The sequence below is a fragment of the Asticcacaulis sp. AND118 genome (genome assembly GCF_020535245.1).
Lineage (GTDB): Bacteria > Pseudomonadota > Alphaproteobacteria > Caulobacterales > Caulobacteraceae > Asticcacaulis.
Genome location: NZ_CP084910.1, coordinates 755,714 through 771,319, shown reverse-complemented (window position 1 = coordinate 771,319; position 15,606 = coordinate 755,714). Strand labels below are relative to the sequence as shown.

General features: G+C 59.8%; 15 protein-coding genes and 1 tRNA gene. 5 read left to right on the top strand and 11 right to left on the bottom strand.

The features are described 5' to 3' along the window. The first annotated feature begins 32 nt into the window (after window positions 1-32). Window positions 33-108: transfer RNA gene (locus LH365_RS03650), tRNA-Thr, on the top strand. 404 nt (window positions 109-512) lie between these two features. Here LH365_RS03650 and LH365_RS03645 read toward each other — a convergent pair. The 6 genes from LH365_RS03645 to LH365_RS03620 all read right to left on the bottom strand — a co-directional run bounded on the left by LH365_RS03645 (window position 513) and on the right by LH365_RS03620 (window position 5,626). Continuing rightward, window positions 513-1,001 (bottom strand): hypothetical protein, encoded by a 489-nt coding sequence (locus LH365_RS03645; RefSeq protein ID WP_226744847.1) that lies wholly within the window; start codon window positions 999-1,001, stop codon window positions 513-515. A 112-nt stretch (window positions 1,002-1,113) separates the two neighbouring features. Next, window positions 1,114-1,176, bottom strand: a complete 63-nt coding sequence (locus LH365_RS18590; protein WP_255606730.1) for a hypothetical protein — start codon at window positions 1,174-1,176, stop codon at window positions 1,114-1,116. Window positions 1,177-1,486: 310 nt separating this feature from the next. Continuing rightward, window positions 1,487-2,125: a hypothetical protein gene (locus LH365_RS03635; protein ID WP_226744846.1), complete on the bottom strand. Its 639-nt coding sequence runs from the start codon at window positions 2,123-2,125 to the stop codon at window positions 1,487-1,489. A 223-nt stretch (window positions 2,126-2,348) separates the two neighbouring features. Then, window positions 2,349-3,152 carry a hypothetical protein gene (locus tag LH365_RS03630; protein WP_226744845.1) on the bottom strand — a complete coding sequence of 268 codons (804 nt, stop codon included), beginning with the start codon at window positions 3,150-3,152 and terminating at the stop codon, window positions 2,349-2,351. Window positions 3,153-3,212: 60 nt separating this feature from the next. After that, entirely contained in the window at window positions 3,213-4,094 is an 882-nt protein-coding gene (locus LH365_RS03625) for a peptidylprolyl isomerase (RefSeq protein WP_226744844.1), read from the bottom strand. Window positions 4,095-4,147: 53 nt separating this feature from the next. Then, window positions 4,148-5,626: a hypothetical protein gene (locus LH365_RS03620; protein WP_226744843.1), complete on the bottom strand. Its 1,479-nt coding sequence runs from the start codon at window positions 5,624-5,626 to the stop codon at window positions 4,148-4,150. Window positions 5,627-5,787: 161 nt separating this feature from the next. Here LH365_RS03620 and LH365_RS03615 point away from each other — a divergent pair, with 161 nt between their 5' ends. Continuing rightward, window positions 5,788-6,102, top strand: coding sequence for a DUF485 domain-containing protein (locus LH365_RS03615; RefSeq protein ID WP_226744842.1), 315 nt, complete (start codon window positions 5,788-5,790; stop codon window positions 6,100-6,102). Further along, entirely contained in the window at window positions 6,099-7,772 is a 1,674-nt protein-coding gene (locus LH365_RS03610) for a cation acetate symporter (protein WP_226744841.1), read from the top strand. Before LH365_RS03615 ends, LH365_RS03610 begins: the two co-directional genes overlap by 4 nt. 119 nt (window positions 7,773-7,891) lie before the next feature. Here the strand turns inward: LH365_RS03610 and LH365_RS03605 are convergent, their stop codons facing one another. From LH365_RS03605 to ilvD, 5 genes are all read right to left on the bottom strand, one after another. Further along, the gene (locus LH365_RS03605) at window positions 7,892-8,518 is read right to left on the bottom strand and encodes a DsbA family protein (RefSeq protein ID WP_226744840.1); all 627 of its coding nucleotides are present in this window, start codon (window positions 8,516-8,518) and stop codon (window positions 7,892-7,894) included. After that, complete coding sequence (locus LH365_RS03600; protein WP_226744839.1) at window positions 8,515-8,904, bottom strand: protein-disulfide reductase DsbD domain-containing protein; 390 nt, start codon at window positions 8,902-8,904, stop codon at window positions 8,515-8,517. The genes LH365_RS03605 and LH365_RS03600 overlap by 4 nt, the downstream gene beginning before the upstream one ends. A gap of 42 nt (window positions 8,905-8,946) precedes the next feature. Beyond that, window positions 8,947-10,479, bottom strand: a complete 1,533-nt coding sequence (locus tag LH365_RS03595) for an SEL1-like repeat protein (protein ID WP_226744838.1) — start codon at window positions 10,477-10,479, stop codon at window positions 8,947-8,949. A gap of 176 nt (window positions 10,480-10,655) precedes the next feature. Continuing rightward, window positions 10,656-11,372, bottom strand: a complete 717-nt coding sequence (locus tag LH365_RS03590) for a DUF4197 domain-containing protein (RefSeq protein ID WP_226744837.1) — start codon at window positions 11,370-11,372, stop codon at window positions 10,656-10,658. Between the two features lie 94 nt (window positions 11,373-11,466). Further along, window positions 11,467-13,332, bottom strand: coding sequence for a dihydroxy-acid dehydratase (gene ilvD, locus LH365_RS03585; protein ID WP_226744836.1), 1,866 nt, complete (start codon window positions 13,330-13,332; stop codon window positions 11,467-11,469). Between the two features lie 632 nt (window positions 13,333-13,964). On the opposite strand from ilvD, the gene LH365_RS03580 reads away from it, so the two are divergent. Both LH365_RS03580 and ilvC read left to right on the top strand, forming a co-directional pair. After that, window positions 13,965-14,501 (top strand): dihydroxy-acid dehydratase, encoded by a 537-nt coding sequence (locus tag LH365_RS03580; protein ID WP_226744835.1) that lies wholly within the window; start codon window positions 13,965-13,967, stop codon window positions 14,499-14,501. A gap of 63 nt (window positions 14,502-14,564) precedes the next feature. Next, window positions 14,565-15,566, top strand: coding sequence for a ketol-acid reductoisomerase (gene ilvC, locus LH365_RS03575; protein ID WP_107873572.1), 1,002 nt, complete (start codon window positions 14,565-14,567; stop codon window positions 15,564-15,566). Window positions 15,567-15,606 lie beyond the last annotated feature (40 nt).

Genomic DNA, 15,606 nt, shown 5'->3' with positions numbered 1-15,606 from the left:
CGGGGCGGGCGATTATGCGCCTGCATCAAAGTGCCGCTTTAGCTCAGCCGGTAGAGCACCTCATTCGTAATGAGGGGGTCAGGTGTTCGAGTCACCTAAGCGGCACCATTTCTCTTTTTGAGAACTTTTTCAGTAAAATTAATGCCTTAAATTTAGTGAGATTAGGGTGAATTGTTGCCCTAGCATCGCTTGTTCTAGCTGTCCGAGCCACAACAGAGCTAACCGCTATTTTCGTGTCTCTTTGCAAATAGTCAGACCGCCCATATCGGGCCTCGGCTTACATCTATAGCCACACTCATAGTCGGCGTTTTCGGGATTACTTAGCAATCTAATACGATCGACAGCCGCCTGTTGGCAGAGCTCAAAGGTCTTAAATCCCTTGTACTCTTCGTGGCGATCCATGTTGTCTATATCCGGATATACAAAAGCATCCCATTGATCGGGTCCTTTATCATCACGACTACAGGCGATTAAACATAGACAAGCTAATAGGATAAGCGAGCGACCACGCTTCATTTGTTTTTGTTCAGATAATTGTTCAACAATGTGAGATCAAAAAATTTGCATTGCCCTACGTATACAGCCGCTTTCGGAACGAGTGTATTAGCTGGCTTCAAAACCAAATGTGCAAATTCCTGAATGCCAAGATCATTCTCGTAAAAATCATAAATCTCAGCCGTATTGCCTTTGTAGCTTACTAGGACCGAGATATTTTTCTCGCCAAGTGCAATTGGCTTGACCTCCGCACCACCCCCCTTTGCGGATTGGATGGTCTTTTTGGCATCATAAAACAGAACATCAAGACCGTTGGCGGCTGAGAAGTCCAGTGTGACACTTCCACCCGTTATAGCGTCTTCTTGCCATCCGCCAGCGTCAGGAGTCACTCTCCCTGCTGTGACGTAATAGGCCATGCCTTTTTCATCACCGCATGAGGCCAATGGTTCAGCCATCGCACAACCAGCGACCAAGGAGCCGACAAGACCAACTACAACAGACTTCATTGGAATCTCCCTAGAGACGCAAATCTGCATATCACCGTTTATTGGAATTTAAACGGGCATTTTAGATGAAGGGCTACTGAAGTGAGAGTGCGGAGTGGTTGGCAACGCTAATTTATTGGCTGACGAGATCAGCAGGGGTGACATTTAGCGCTTGGGAAATTTCAAAGAGTGTCACCACCGTCGGATTGCGTTGCCCACGCTCAAGGCCGCTTAGATAGTTTTAGCCAAATCCCGTTAATTGGGAGTTGTTCTTGGGTCAGGCCCGCCGAAAGGCGATACCTTTGCACATTTTGCCCAACAATCCTTTTCATATCCATGAGCCACAATTGACATGGCCGACAGGGAGAATTTATCCACTATAGTCCATATGCCGTTTTGCGCCAGAAGACGCGGAGGAGTGTGTCCAGGGCTTTTTCGACGTCAAACGCTCTGGGGGCAATGCTCGCTTTCATAACGAGCCGTAATAAGCCCGTTCGAGATCGCCTTCAACGGCCTTCAGGCTGCAAGCTCAACCGGCCTTCGCGGTAAGAAATGACGTATTGCGACCCGGCCCAGTATTCCATGGCCGCGCCGTCGGTTTCCGAGATCAGCCACCAGACGCGCTTTGAAAAACCGTAGCTCAGGCCCGCCAGCGGCGTCAGGATCAGCAGGAAGGCGATAAAGGCGGAAATGGCGTCGCGGTAGGTGCCGTTGAGGATTTTCCGCGACTCGATCAGCCAGATCACCAACAGGATGAAGCCCAGCGAGAACAACACGGCCATCACCACCGGCGCTTCCAGAATGACGACATATTTGGACAAAAGGTCCGCCGCCACCCGGTCGACCGAACTGTTCTGCTGCACCGCCAGCCATTTCAATGCGGACACGCCGCCCGCAACCCCAATGGCCAGCGCGGCATAGATATAGACGTGCGCGCCGCCCTTACGCTTGACGCCTTCCGCCTCCGGAGCCTTGATTTTGGCGAACAGGAAAGCATGGCTGAGGACCGCCACCAACAGGGTCAGGCACAGAAAATAGATATAGTTCAGGCCAATATCGTAAAGCGACAGGAAGGATATGAAATTCAGCCGCGCCGATGCGAAATAGGCCCACAGATACAAAAGTTCGAATATTAGCGCGAACACGCAGATATGCAGAAAATGCGCGCGAAATATTTGAAGCTTTTGTGAAAGCCCGCCCCACTCTTTTTCCATTATCTGTCCCCACACCGGAAAAAGTCTTGTCTATTTACCGGGGAAATTTACACGGGCGGAGAGACATGGCCAGAGGGCATTACGCGCCTGAGAGGCGAGTCCGCCGCTTTTCCGCTGGCCGTGGCCTTTATCGCACAGCCCCAAAAGACTGCGGTCACGCCCGCGTCAGCTTGCGGAAATTCATCCAGAACAGGATAGCCCCCAGCGGTATGGACAGCAGGATGATCAGCGGCTGATACAGCGCCAGACTGAACCGCGACGGCGGCAAATTGGCGCTGAGCAGGTTGAGCGCCATGCGCCCTTCCAGCCAGTTGAAGCTCATCAGCCCGACGCCCAGCAGGATCACGGCGATCCACACGAAGCGCCAGCGCACACGCGGCGCAGCGATGCAGATGAACAGGGTCACGGCGCAGAAGATCAGATTGATCACCGCCAGCCCCAGCAGAGCGTAGTGCTCGACGCTTTGCCCATCCAGACGGAACTGCGTGCGCTCGAACAACGACGAGGTGTAGGTATTGATGTTGAAGCCGGCGACCGCCTGCTTGCCCGACGTCGGCTCGACCGTGATGGTGGCGATGATCCAGCGGTCGGAGAACTCGTATTCCAGCGCCACGAAAACGAAGCGCTTGCCGCTCATTTCACGCACCATATAGCCGACGGGCTGGATATTGCGCGGCGCTTCCTGCGGCAGGTAGAGGTAAACGCGCTCCATGATCAGGTCGAAATTGGCGTCGATATAGTCGGCATTGACCTGACCGCGGATGGCCGGCGTGTCGCGGGTCTGCATCAGGGCGATGAAGTCTTTCGACTGCCCCACTTCCGGCTCCAGCCGCGCGATGTCGCGCGAAAGGCGCTCGGCGCGCTCACGCTGGTCCAGCGCGCCGCCCAGCACGTAGAGCTGGCTGACCAGCAGCATCAGACTCAGCACCGCGCCGATAATTTTACGGAACAAACCCATATTCCCACCCGTTAACCTTTTCAGTGTTGGCACGGGCGGGGCCACCGCAAAAGCCCTTTTTTAGGGTTTCTGACGAATGGGGGGCAAAGCGTTGCAAATATCCACCGCTCCGGCCGGAACAGCGAAGAAGTCGTCCTTACGATTGGCGCGGGCTTTCACCCAGGCGTCGAAGGTCGGGCTGCGCGTATCGAGATACTGGAGGGCCGGACGCTCTTTGGACGGAAGATCGGAGGCGATCGTCACCGAAGCGATCTTCGTGCGTTCCTCCGCCGTCTTGTAAAAGCCCAGCGCTTCGGTGCCGCGCGCGCGGGTGCTGAGGTTCTCCATGCCCGACACGACGCGGCCGACCATGGCGATATTGCGATCGAGGTGACGCGGCGCGTGACCGATCAGCGTGTAGAGCTGAGAGGCCGAACCGGTATCCGGATTAAGTCCGCGCGCCACGCCGATCATGCCGTAACAGTGCGGCAGCCACTGCACCTTACCATCGGAAGCCACCGGCCAGCCGTCGATATGGCCGACCTGCGCCGCATAGACGTCGCGGTACGGCACAGCGCGGAAGCTTTTCGACAGAGGTTGTTCGTATTCGGCGGGCGGCTCGGCCTTTACCGTGTCCGGGTATTTCGGCTCAGGTTCATCGGGCCAGCCCCATTGCGTCACGTAATTGTCCTGCGCGCGGATGATGGCGGCGCCATCCCACCACTTGGCGCGGGCAAAGGCGCGGACATTGGCCACATGCACCGGCGCAAAGGCGGGCGCCAGTTGCGCCACGACCTTGGAACCGTCGGCCAGGGTCATGACCATCAGGTCTTCTGCCGGGATGTCCTTCCATACGGTGGCTGGCGCGGCTTCAAGGACGGAGGACGGCGTGACGGGTTTATCCTGCGCGGTGGCAGGGGCGGAGGCGAAAGCCAGAAGGAACAGCCAGACGAAGGGTTTCATCAATAAACTCAATCCGGAAAACAGCAGGGGCACAGGGTCTGAAGAGCCGTTCTTTATGTCCGGGGCTTCGGACCTTTTTGCAGATCTTCGTCATGGAGAATGCTGATCTTTTCCCGCTTGATCAACTCCGCAATTTCATCATGCAGCTTGGTATCCTTATGCCCCATGATCAGGTGCATCTGGAGAATGTCCTGAAGCTCGATTTCGGGCAGGGCATAGTTCTGTGCATTCAGTATGGTGGCCAGACCCAACAGAAGATTACCCACGGCCAGGCTTAACAACGAAGCAGCGGTCACCCACAGCGTCGTCGCGCCCACCCCGATCTGGGGCAGAATGAAAACGACCAGAGTAATCAAACCGGCCACCAGCAGGACCAGGGTCGCATAGAGGCCAAACGAGATGAGGCCCGCGACGTGACGAAGACCGAAATGGGTACGGCGGATGAGCCACATCTCGGCTTGAATAAATTCTTCCATGGCCTCAACCCGCGCCGCCAGCCAGAAGGCCAGTTTCGACCAGTGGGTCACCTTGTCCGGCCACTCCTTGAGACGGTCTTCCGCCTTCAGATCCCATTTTTCCCGGTCTATCCGCGCCATAATCTGAGAGATCAATGAGACGGATTCGGTCAGCCGCGCATGGAGAGCATTGCGCAGATTGCTGGCCGAGGTTTTCAGGGCGCTTTCATAGGTTATTCTTATCTGTCGCAGGAAGTCGCGGTGGGCGAAAACACCCCACACCATAGACAGCAGCCCCAACAGAGTCAACGCGCCGACACAGCCGATAGCGATGGCGGGCTCTATCCCCGGATACAGACGCGGCATAAGCTCCAGAATGAGCGGAAAGATAATGGCGTTGAATGCCATCCACAGCAAACCGGCCCACATACGCCCCCAGGCGTCAGACCGCCGCCGGCGGATCAGATTCCAGAGGTCTTCCTTGTACAGAACCCGCAGGCAGGTGGTCATGTCCCGCACGTCCTGATCGCCGATCTTGCCATCGGTACCGCCGGGAAAGCGCCGCTGGATCATGGCGATCACCACCTTGAAATAGGCGTCCGGATTAAAGATGCGCAGGTCAGTCACACCTTTGTCGCGCGACAGGTTGCGCCGGGCATAGGGAAACATTTCAACCGTATCGTTGAAATACATGTTCATCTTTTCTTCGAGATTCCGCCGCGTTTCGTCATCCCTCAGAATATCCGCATAGGCTTCAATGCGCTTGGTCTTGGTTTCACGCTGTTCCAGTTCGTGAAATCCGTTGAATTCCCTGTAAAGGCCGCGCAGACGATCCTCATTTTCAGCCTTGTAGAAAAAGGCGTCGAGGATGGTGCCGTCGAAGAAGGGAAGCCAGAAGGCCTTCGCCCCGCCCGCGGGCCTGACCCTGGCTGTCTTTGCGTCCAGCGCATCCCGATCCGGCATATCGCCCCCCAAGGCGTGAATTCCCCAGGCAACATCGGGGATAATCCTGTTAGAAGCAAGACAAATTAACCCTTTACAGGAATGCCGCCGCGCGGCGTGTCGTCGTTGACACATCAGTCGATTTGACCAAATCTGCGACGACTAAAGTCTTACTGGCGCCCGCAACCGGCGGGGCCTAATTTAATGTGATGACCTTCCGTCAAACAGGAAGGCGGTAAAGACCGGGCATCAAGGTCAAAGATCATCAAGGTCACAGGCAGGAAGGACAACCCGAAATGAGTTCCGACGAGGTCTATCGTCGTATCTACGACAACCCGAAATTTCAGGCGCTGGTCAAAAAGCGCGGGCGTTTCGCCTGGACGCTGTCGGTCATCATGCTGCTGGCCTATTACGGCTTCGTCTGCCTGATCGCCTTCGATCCGCAACTGCTGGGCATGCGCATCCGGCCGGAGTCGGTCCTGACTTGGGGCATTCCCGCCGGTCTCGGTCTGATCATCCTGTCCTTCATCCTTACCGGCATCTATGTGCAGCGCGCCAATGGCGAGTTCGACCGCAAGGTGCGCGAAATCCTTGAGGAGGCCGGTCAGTGAAGGGCTTTTCGTTTAGCTGGCACGCCCTGTTCGGCGCGGCCCTCATCAGCGCCATCCCGGCGCTCGTCCTGGCCGATTCCATCAATGGCGAGGTGCAGAAGCAAGGCACCAACTATATCGCCATCGCCATGTTCCTGGCCTTCATCGTCCTGACACTGGGCATAACCAAATGGGCCTCGGCGCGCTCGGCCTCGACCAAGGACTATTACACCGCCGGCGGCAAGATCACCGGCTTTCAGAACGGTCTGGCCATCGCCGGCGACTACATGTCGGCAGCGTCCTTCCTCGGCATCTCGGCGCAGGTCTTCACTTCGGGTTTCGACGGACTGATCTATTCGATCGGCTTCCTCGTCGGCTGGCCGATCATCCTGTTCCTGATGGCCGAACGGTTGAGAAATCTCGGCAAGTTCACCTTCTCGGACGTGGCCTCGTACCGGCTGGGACAAAAGCCGATCCGCTTCCTGTCGGCCCTGTCCTCCCTGACCGTCGTCGCCTTCTATCTGATCGCCCAGATGGTTGGCGCGGGCAAATTGATCCAGCTCCTGTTCGGTCTCGACTACCTGATCGCCGTGGTGATGGTCGGTGTGCTGATGGTCCTCTACGTGCTGTTCGGCGGCATGCTGGCCACGACCTGGGTGCAGATCATCAAGGCCGTGCTGCTTTTGTCGGGCGCGACCTTCATGGCGGTCATGGTGTTGAAATCGGTCAATTTCGACTTCGCCGCCCTGTTCGAAAAGGCCGTCGAAGTCCACCCGAAGGGCGACGCCATCATGGCACCCGGCGTGCTGATCAGCGACCCGATCTCGGCCATTTCGCTGGGTCTGGCCCTGATGTTCGGCACCGCCGGCCTGCCGCACATCCTGATGCGCTTCTTCACCGTCAGCGACGCCAAGGAGGCCCGCAAGTCGGTCTTCTACGCCACCGGCTTCATCGGCTACTTCTACATCCTGACCTTCGTCATCGGCTTCGGCGCCATCCTGCTGGTGGGCACCAATCCGGCGTTCAAGGACGCGGCGGGCGAGCTTCTGGGCGGATCGAACATGGCCGCCGTGCACCTCGCCAAGGCCGTGGGCGGCGACTTCTTCCTCGGCTTCATCTCGGCCGTAGCCTTCGCCACCATCCTCGCCGTCGTGGCGGGGCTGGCTCTGGCCGGGGCGTCGTCAGTAGCGCTCGACCTCTACACCCACGTGCTGCGCGGCGGGAACGTCAATGAAAAGACACAGATGGCGGTGTCAAAGGGCGCGGTCATCGTGCTGGGCGTCGTCGCCATCGTCCTCGGCATCGTCTTCGAGAAGCAGAACATCGCCTTCATGGTAGGGCTGGCCTTCTCAGTGGCGGCGGCGACCAACTTCCCCATCCTGTTCCTCAGCATGTACTGGTCGAAGCTGACCACGCGCGGGGCGGTCATCGGCGGGGCCATGGGCCTGATCACGGCCCTGACGCTCACGGTTCTGAGCCCGACCGTCTGGGTCGACGTCCTGCACCACGAAGCCGCGATCTTCCCGTACAAGTATCCGGCCCTGTTCGCCATGATCGCCGCCTTTGCGGGTATCTGGTTCTTCTCGGTGACGGACAATTCCGCCCAGGCCAAGGCCGAGCGCGAAAAGTTCTTCGCCCAGTTCGTCCGCTCCCAGACCGGTCTGGGGGCTTCCGGGGCGGTGGATCATTAGCGCCTTTGATAACGCCTCATGCCCAAAAGTGGTGTCCACATTTCGGCATGAGACTCTGGTCCTGTAGCGTAAGCGTGTCTGTTGACTGAGGCCGTTCCTTCCGGAGCGGCCTTTTTTCTTTATATCGCTGACGACTTCTGGCGCGCGCGGGCCTCGGCTATGGCCTGCATCAGATCGACGCGGCTCTGGAAAGCGCCCGGATAGACGGCATTACCGATGACGAAGGACGGCGTGCCGCTGAAGCCGAAGCCCATGGCCTGCGCGTCGTTGCGCCGCAACAGCGCCTCATAGGCCTCGGCCTTTTCGCGATAGGCCGCCAGGGCCGCGGCCGGCGTCAAACCGGTCGAGGACAGGGCGGCGAAGACATCGCCCTTGGTCAACTGACTGCCGGTCGCCATCATGGCCAGGTGCACATCGAGATACCGCCCCAGCGCCTGCGCCCCCAAGGCCACCTGCGCCGCATAGTGCGAGCCTTCGCCGAAGATGATCCAGTCGCGCAGCACCAGCCGGACATTGCCGTCCTGCGCCACCACGTCGAGCAGCATGGGGTGCAGGCGCTTGCACACGCCGCACTGATAATCGAAATATTCGACGATGGTCACGTCGCCACTCGGATTACCCAGCACAGGGGCCAGCGGGTCGTTATGCACTTCGGGCAATTTCGGCACGGGCGGCGCGGATTGAGCCAGAGCGGGCGCGGCGAGGAGAGCCGGCGCAGCAGCCAGCAGGTGACGGCGGGAGATCATGGACGCGAACGCTCCTGTGTGGGAATGCGCACGGTGACGGGGATATAGCACAGGCCGTCTTCCTGACAGCCGCGATAGGTCAGCCGCACCGCACCGGCATGGCGGACCGTGGCGCGCGCCGTGCGGTAATAGACCTCGGTATCGCCGAAGGTCGGATCGGCCTTGCGCTGGCCTTTCGGTGTGGTGAGCGCAAGCGCGCGGCCAGCGTCGTCGGTCGCTTCGATATGGCTGCGGTAGAGGTAATAGCCGTTGGGCATGCGCCAGTTAAGCCGCAACTCATCGCCGCGCCGCTCCCAGTTCAGCGCAAAGGCCTTGGCCGGCGGCAAGGGCGCTTCCCGCGCCGACGCGGAGGTCAGCACCAGCGGCAGGCACAGAAAAAGAGACATGACGCGCATGTCCCTGTCTCTATCAGTCGTTTCGCAACAAGACTACTTTTTTGGTGCGAACAGCGTTTCGACCTCTGCCTTCTGGGCGTCGGTCATCTGCGCCTGGGCCGCCTTCATGGCCGCCGCCGCATTTTCATGGCCCTTCACGCGGGCGGCGGCAAACCAGACATAGGCCTTGACCACGTCCTTCGGCCCGCCCTCGCCCTTCATATACATGACAGCGAGATTGAAGGCCGCATCGGCCTGACCGTTCAGCGCGGCAACCTCGAACCACTGACGCGCCGCCACCTCATCCTTGGGCAACAGGCCGCCCTGATAGAAGTAGGTACCGATAGCGTTCTGGGCGTCCGGATTCCCGCCAACCGCGGCTTCCTTGTAGAAGACCAGCGCCTTTTGCGGATCGGCGGCCACACCTTCACCGGAGTCGTAGGCGACGGCGATGGCGTAGAGCGCGCCCGGATGCTTGACCTTGGCGGCTTCGCTATACCAGCCGAGAGCCTTCTGCGGATCGGCCTTGATGTCACCTTCGCCGAATTCCAGAATCTGCGCCACCGCGTACTGAGCCGGCGCATAGCCGAACTTCGCCGCCTCACTATAGTTCCTGAAGGCCTTATTGAGGTCTTTCGGCACGCCATTGCCGTAATAATAGACGTCGCCGACGATCTTCGAGGCCGGGATGAAGCCGATCGAAGCGGCCTTTTCGAACCACTTCAGCGCCTCCTTCTGATCGCGCGGCACGCCGTAGCCGGTCAGGTAAATCTTGGCCAGCGTCATGGTCGCTTCGGCCCGCGAATTCATATATTCCGGGTCTTTCGGATCGAACGGATGCGGCTTGCTCAGATCGACGGGCTGTTCGGCGACCTTTCGGAACCAGACAATGGCTTCTTTCGGATTCCTGGGCGTGCCCAGCCCTTCGAGGTACATCCTGGCGATATAGAAGGCGGCGTCTTCGTAACCGATCTTGGTGTAGGCGGTTTTGAACATCTCCAGCGCTTCGGGGTATTTTTTCTGATCGTAAAAGTCGAAAGCCTGATAGATGGTCTTGTCGTTCCGCGCGATCGTGGCGCGACCGGCCGCAAACTTGCGGTCGGTAGCCGTACAACCGGAACTGCCGGTCTCGGCGCCGGATTCATCCGTCCCCCGCTCCTGCTGGTCGAAGATGGTGGAACCGCCTTCGCGCGACGCGTCGCCCAGGGGGCTGTTTTCGCTGAAATTGTTAGGATCGTTGGCATCGTAGCTGCCCGTCGTGTCGCGGATATAGTCCGCGATATAGTCGGCGCTGCCGTCGCTGCCGAAGAAGCCGCAGGATGACGCCCGGCGCGTATCGATGCGCATATTCTGTTCGGGAATACTGCTCTTTTTCTTGAGGAAGACGGTGACGTCGGTCACCTCCTCAGCCCCACTCGCCGCCGGGGCCTGAATGGGGGCCGCAGTTGTCGCCTTGGTCTCGGCAGGCTTGGCGACGGTTTGAGGTGCCGGTGCCTGAGTCGTCTGAGCCAATACCCCCAACGGCACGGCTGCCATCACAACGGCGCACAAACCGGCATGAAACTTCATCGCAATGCGCTGACGCATCGGCTTCCCCCTTTTTCTTCCCTGTCGAGACCTTTGCGGCCCGTATTTTAGCCCGTTTCCGGGTCTGATTTTATACGGCGCGGCAACGCTCGCCCCTGCGCGCCATAATGAACTTTGCGCAAATTGCGTCAAGTTCAATCGTCAATTGTAAGACTTTTATTTGAACGGGGCGGCGACTATCCGAACACCGTCTTGAGGATAGCGCTGGTGCGCTTGGCCGGATCGGTGCGGATGGCCGTTTCTTCTGTGCCCACATAGTGGAACAGGCCGCCCAGCGCCTTGCCTACGGCAAACTCGCTCAGATAGACCTTCGGCTCTTTCTTGATGTAGCTGTTCAGGCCGTTGCGCTGAATGGCGCGGTCGAGCGCCTGCACCGCCCCCGTCTCTTGAAGCGCTGTCTGGATCGGCGGCGTGAACAGGGTCGTCAGGCGCGGCGTCGTCGTCTTTTGCAGGTACTGCGTACCTGAGGTCGGTCCGCCCCTGACGATGCCGATGGCGTCCTGAATGGTCAGGGCCTTGATCGCATTGACAAACAGGCTTTTAGCCACCGGCGCGGCGGTTTCGGCGGCACGGTTCATCTTGAGGTGCACGTCATCGAGCGCGCCGGACATCCCCAGCGGCTTCAACGTTCTTTGCACCTTGGACAAGGTATCGGGCAGCGGAATGCGGATCAGATTGTCGGCCCAGTAACCGTCGGTTTTCCCCACGCGCGTTACGGCAGCGGCGGCCCCCAACGACAAGGCTTCACGCAACCCGGAATCGGCCTGCGCATTGGTCAGCCCACCCTTGGACGCCGTGACCGACTTGATGATCTTCGACAGGTCGCTTTCGGCCGACGCCGTCGTCGTCCATCCTGCCGAAATCAGTGCCGCTATGAAAAAACGCCGGTCCATTATGGTGTCCCCTGTTGATGAGGGGACGATACGACGCGCCAGATGAATTGGGAATGAAAAACTACCCCCTCTCCCCGCGTGCGGCGAAAGGGATTTACTTCCGCAGCAAACTCACATCTCTGACCGCGCCGGTATCGGCGCTGGTGACCATGGCCGCATAGGCCTGAAGCGCCGCCGAGACATAGCGCTCGCGGTTCTTGGGCGTATAGGCGTCCTTGCCGCGCGCCTCTTCCTTGGCGCGGCGCTCGGCAATCACGGGGTCCGATACGGCCAGCCTGATCGTGCGCTCAGGGATATTGATCTCGATCGTGTCGCCATTCTCGACCAGCGCGATCAGGCCGCCCTGCCCGGCTTCCGGCGAAGCGTGGCCGATGCTGAGGCCCGACGTGCCGCCCGAAAACCGCCCGTCGGTCAGCAGCGCGCACGTCTTGCCCAGCCCCTTCGATTTCAGATACGAGGTCGGGTAGAGCATTTCCTGCATGCCCGGACCGCCGCGCGGCCCTTCAAAGCGGATGACCACCACTTCGCCCGGCTGGACTTCGTTGTTGAGGATGCCTTGGGTCGCGTCTTCCTGCGACTCATAGACCCGCGCCTTGCCGTTGAAGCGCCAGATCTCCTCATCGACGCCCGCCGTCTTCACGATGCAGCCGTTCTCGGCGATATTGCCGTAGAGCACCGCCAGCCCGCCGTCCTTGGTGAAGGCGTGCTCGACCGAGCGGATCACGCCCGTCTGACGGTTTGAGTCCAACTCATCCCAGCGGCGCTCCTGCGAAAAGGCCACGGTCGTGCGCACGCCGCCCGGCGCGGCCTTGAAGAAGGTCGCCACGCGCTCGTCGTTCGATTGCTTGATGTCCCAATGGGCGATGGCCGAGGCCAGAGTCGGCGCGTGCACGGTCGGCACTTCGCCGTGCAGCATACCCCCGCGGTGCAGTTCGCCGAGAATCCCGACAATACCGCCGGCGCGGTGAACGTCTTCGATATGTACGCTCGACGTCGCCGGGGCCACCTTGCACAGGCAGGGTGTCGTGCGCGACAGGCGGTCGATGTCCTTCATGGTGAAGTCCACGCCCGCTTCCTGCGCCGCCGCCAAAAGGTGCAGCACGGTGTTGGTCGAACCGCCCATGGCGATGTCGAGGCGGATGGCGTTCTCGAACGCTTCGAAAGTGGCGATGGAGCGCGGCAGGACCGAAGCGTCATCCGTCTCATAATAGCGGCGGGTGTTTTCCACGATCAGGCGACCGGCCTCGCAGAACAGCGCCTTGCGGTCGGCATGGGTGGCCAGAGTCGTGCCGTTGCCCGGCAGGGACAGACCCAGCGCCTCGGTCAGGCAGTTCATCGAATTGGCGGTGAACATGCCGGAGCAGGAACCACAGGTCGGGCAGGCGGCTTCTTCGACGGCCTTGACCTGTTCGTCGGAGATGGAATCGTCGGCAGCCTGCACCATGGCGTCGACCAGATCGAGCGCATGGGTCCGCTTCACGCCGTCCTTGTCCGGCCATACCACCTTGCCGGCCTCCATCGGACCGCCGGAAACGAAGATGCAGGGGATGTTGAGGCGCATGGCGGCCATCAGCATACCCGGCGTGATCTTGTCGCAGTTCGAGATGCACACCATGGCGTCGGCGCAGTGGGCATTGACCATATATTCCACACTGTCAGCGATCAGGTCGCGCGACGGCAGCGAATAGAGCATACCGCCGTGGCCCATGGCGATGCCGTCATCGACCGCGATGGTGTTGAATTCCTTGGCCACGCCGCCGGCCTTTTCGATCTCGCGCGCCACCATCTGCCCCAGATCCTTCAGGTGGACGTGGCCCGGCACGAACTGCGTGAAGGAGTTGACGACCGCGATGATCGGCTTGGAGAAGTCAGCGTCGGTCATGCCGGTCGCCCGCCAGAGCGCACGCGCGCCCGCCATGTTGCGGCCGAAAGTCGTGGTGCGTGAACGATAAGCGGGCATGGGAACCTCGGTGACTACTTTATATATAGTAGGCCATATAAAACGAACGCGGCGAATTGCAACAGAGCCGGCGGCGGCCATTTGCCCACAAGGCGCCGGAGTCATTTTTTTGCTCCTGCGAAAGTCTTGCGCAAAGCCCGGCGGTTATGGGGTAATTTTTTCGACAACCCCGCATACCAGAAATATAATTTCCACTAATGGCAATATGAGATAAATTTTTACCTGATTAACCAGCGCATTCGCCGCCTCAAGAAATTTTTTTTCAATTTTGCCTTTGCAATCGGCAAGGTTTTCAGTCTATATGCTCTCAGACGCGGTCAATGTGGCCACGCCAGACGGAGACGCACACGTGCGCAAGGCTATCGCCATCGCTGCTCAGAAAGATGTTTCGGGGATCGCCCTGAACCTTTCCGCTGCCGCGTCCGTCGCCATTGTAGCCCTGATTAACCTACTCATCGTAGGCGTACTTGTACGTCCTATGATCACGGAGTGGTAGCGCAGGTCTAAACCCGCCTAATGAGGAACAAACGTCCTCCCGCTCCCTGACCAGAGCGGGCTTTTTTGTACATGCCTGCCGCCTAACATCTTTCACTCAGTATTCCGCGTACCACCCCACACACCGAGATTTCGCCATGAACGCTCACGCCCGCATCATCGACCCGGCTTCCCTCCCCGCTTCGAACTTCGTGATCCTGCACGGGTCGCTGTCGCCGGAAGGCTGCGTGATGACCGGCGGCGGTTTCGAGCGCGACCCGCACGAAGCCCGCGCCCGCGTCTTCGCCATGGAATCCGACGCCATCGCCGCCATCGCGGAAGACCGCGTCGCCCACGGTGAGGCCATCGTCATCGCGGCGGCGGACGAAGCGGAAATGTCGGCCATCTACGGCGCGATCGAAGCGGCGGGCCTGCGCGACATCAGCCTGATCTCGAATGGCCGTTTCGCCGCATCGTCAGATGGTATCGTGATCGGTCACGTCGGCAAGGCCATCCGTTATGTCCAGAATTTCGACACCATCACCATCGACATCAAGAACCGCCGTCTCGACATCGACGCCGACATGGTCGCGCGCCGTGCGGAGGGTCCGCGCGGTTCGAAGGTCAAGAACGGCTTCGCGCCCATGGGCAAGTACGCCGCCCTGATGGCAGAAGCGGCTGCCGCTCAGGCCTGATCACCTTTTTCCCTTTTCCTTTCAAAGCGACCGGCAAAGCCGGCACTCAATGGAGCCTCCCAAGTGAAAATCTACACCAACGACGACGTTTCGCCGGACAGCCTGAAGGGCGAACGCATCGCCATTATCGGCTACGGCTCGCAAGGCCGCGCCCACGCCCAGAACCTGAAGGAATCGGGCGCGGACGTGATCGTCGGCGTGCGCGCCGGCGGCGCCGGCCACACCAAGGCCACGGCTGACGGCCTCGCCACCGCCGAAATCAAGGACGCCGTGAAGGACGCCACCATCATCGCGCTCCTGACGCCCGACATGTCGCACGCCGACATCTATAAGGACGAGATCGAGCCCTACGCCCCCAAGGGTGCGGCGCTGCTCTTCGCCCACGGCTTCTCGGTCCTCTACGGCCGCGTCACCGCCCGCGCCGACCTCGACGTCATCCTCGTCGCGCCCAAGGGTCCGGGCGACCTCGTCCGTCGCGAATATCAGCGCGGCCGCGGCGTGCCGTCGCTGTTCGCCGTGGACCGCGACGTCACCGGTGAAGCCGCCCGCAAGGCTCTGGGCTATGCCCGCGGCATCGGTGGCACCGTCGGCGGCGTGATCGAGACCTCGTTCCGCGAGGAAACCGAAACCGACCTGTTCGGCGAACAGGCCGTTCTGTGCGGCGGGACCTCGGAACTGATCCTGATGGGCTTTGAAACCCTGACCAACGCCGGCTACCGCCCGGAAATCGCCTATTTCGAAGTGCTGCACGAACTCAAGCTCATCGTCGACCTGCTGTACGAAGGCGGCCTCGAAAAGATGCACTCGTTCGTGTCGGAAACCTGCAAGTACGGCGATCTGGTTTCGGGCCCGCGCATCATCAACGAAGAAACCCGCGAGCGCATGGAAGAAGTGCTCAACGACATTCAATCGGGTGACTTCGCGCGCGACTGGATCCTCGAAAACATGGCCGGCCGTCCGCGTTATTCGGCCCTGATGCGTCAGGACCTCGAGCATCCGATCGAAAGCGTCGGTCGTGACCTGCGTTCGCGCATGTCGTGGCTGAACCAAAAAGGTAACGGTTAAGCCATGCCCCTCCTCCCCTGCGAAAGCGGGGGAGGTGTCA

Excerpts from the sequence above, each read along its gene's own strand:
- LH365_RS03645 (WP_226744847.1), bottom strand. The coding sequence starts at position 1,001 with ATGAAGTCTGTTGTAGTTGGTCTTGTCGGCTCCTTGGTCGCTGGTTGT.
- LH365_RS03630 (WP_226744845.1), bottom strand. The coding sequence starts at position 3,152 with ATGGGTTTGTTCCGTAAAATTATCGGCGCGGTGCTGAGTCTGATGCTG.
- LH365_RS03625 (WP_226744844.1), bottom strand. The coding sequence starts at position 4,094 with ATGAAACCCTTCGTCTGGCTGTTCCTTCTGGCTTTCGCCTCCGCCCCT.
- LH365_RS03620 (WP_226744843.1), bottom strand. The coding sequence starts at position 5,626 with ATGTGTCAACGACGACACGCCGCGCGGCGGCATTCCTGTAAAGGGTTA.
- LH365_RS03615 (WP_226744842.1), top strand. The coding sequence starts at position 5,788 with ATGAGTTCCGACGAGGTCTATCGTCGTATCTACGACAACCCGAAATTT.
- LH365_RS03605 (WP_226744840.1), bottom strand. The coding sequence starts at position 8,518 with ATGATCTCCCGCCGTCACCTGCTGGCTGCTGCGCCGGCTCTCCTCGCC.
- LH365_RS03600 (WP_226744839.1), bottom strand. The coding sequence starts at position 8,904 with ATGTCTCTTTTTCTGTGCCTGCCGCTGGTGCTGACCTCCGCGTCGGCG.
- LH365_RS03595 (WP_226744838.1), bottom strand. The coding sequence starts at position 10,479 with ATGCGTCAGCGCATTGCGATGAAGTTTCATGCCGGTTTGTGCGCCGTT.
- LH365_RS03590 (WP_226744837.1), bottom strand. The coding sequence starts at position 11,372 with ATGGACCGGCGTTTTTTCATAGCGGCACTGATTTCGGCAGGATGGACG.
- ilvD (WP_226744836.1), bottom strand. The coding sequence starts at position 13,332 with ATGCCCGCTTATCGTTCACGCACCACGACTTTCGGCCGCAACATGGCG.
- LH365_RS03580 (WP_226744835.1), top strand. The coding sequence starts at position 13,965 with ATGAACGCTCACGCCCGCATCATCGACCCGGCTTCCCTCCCCGCTTCG.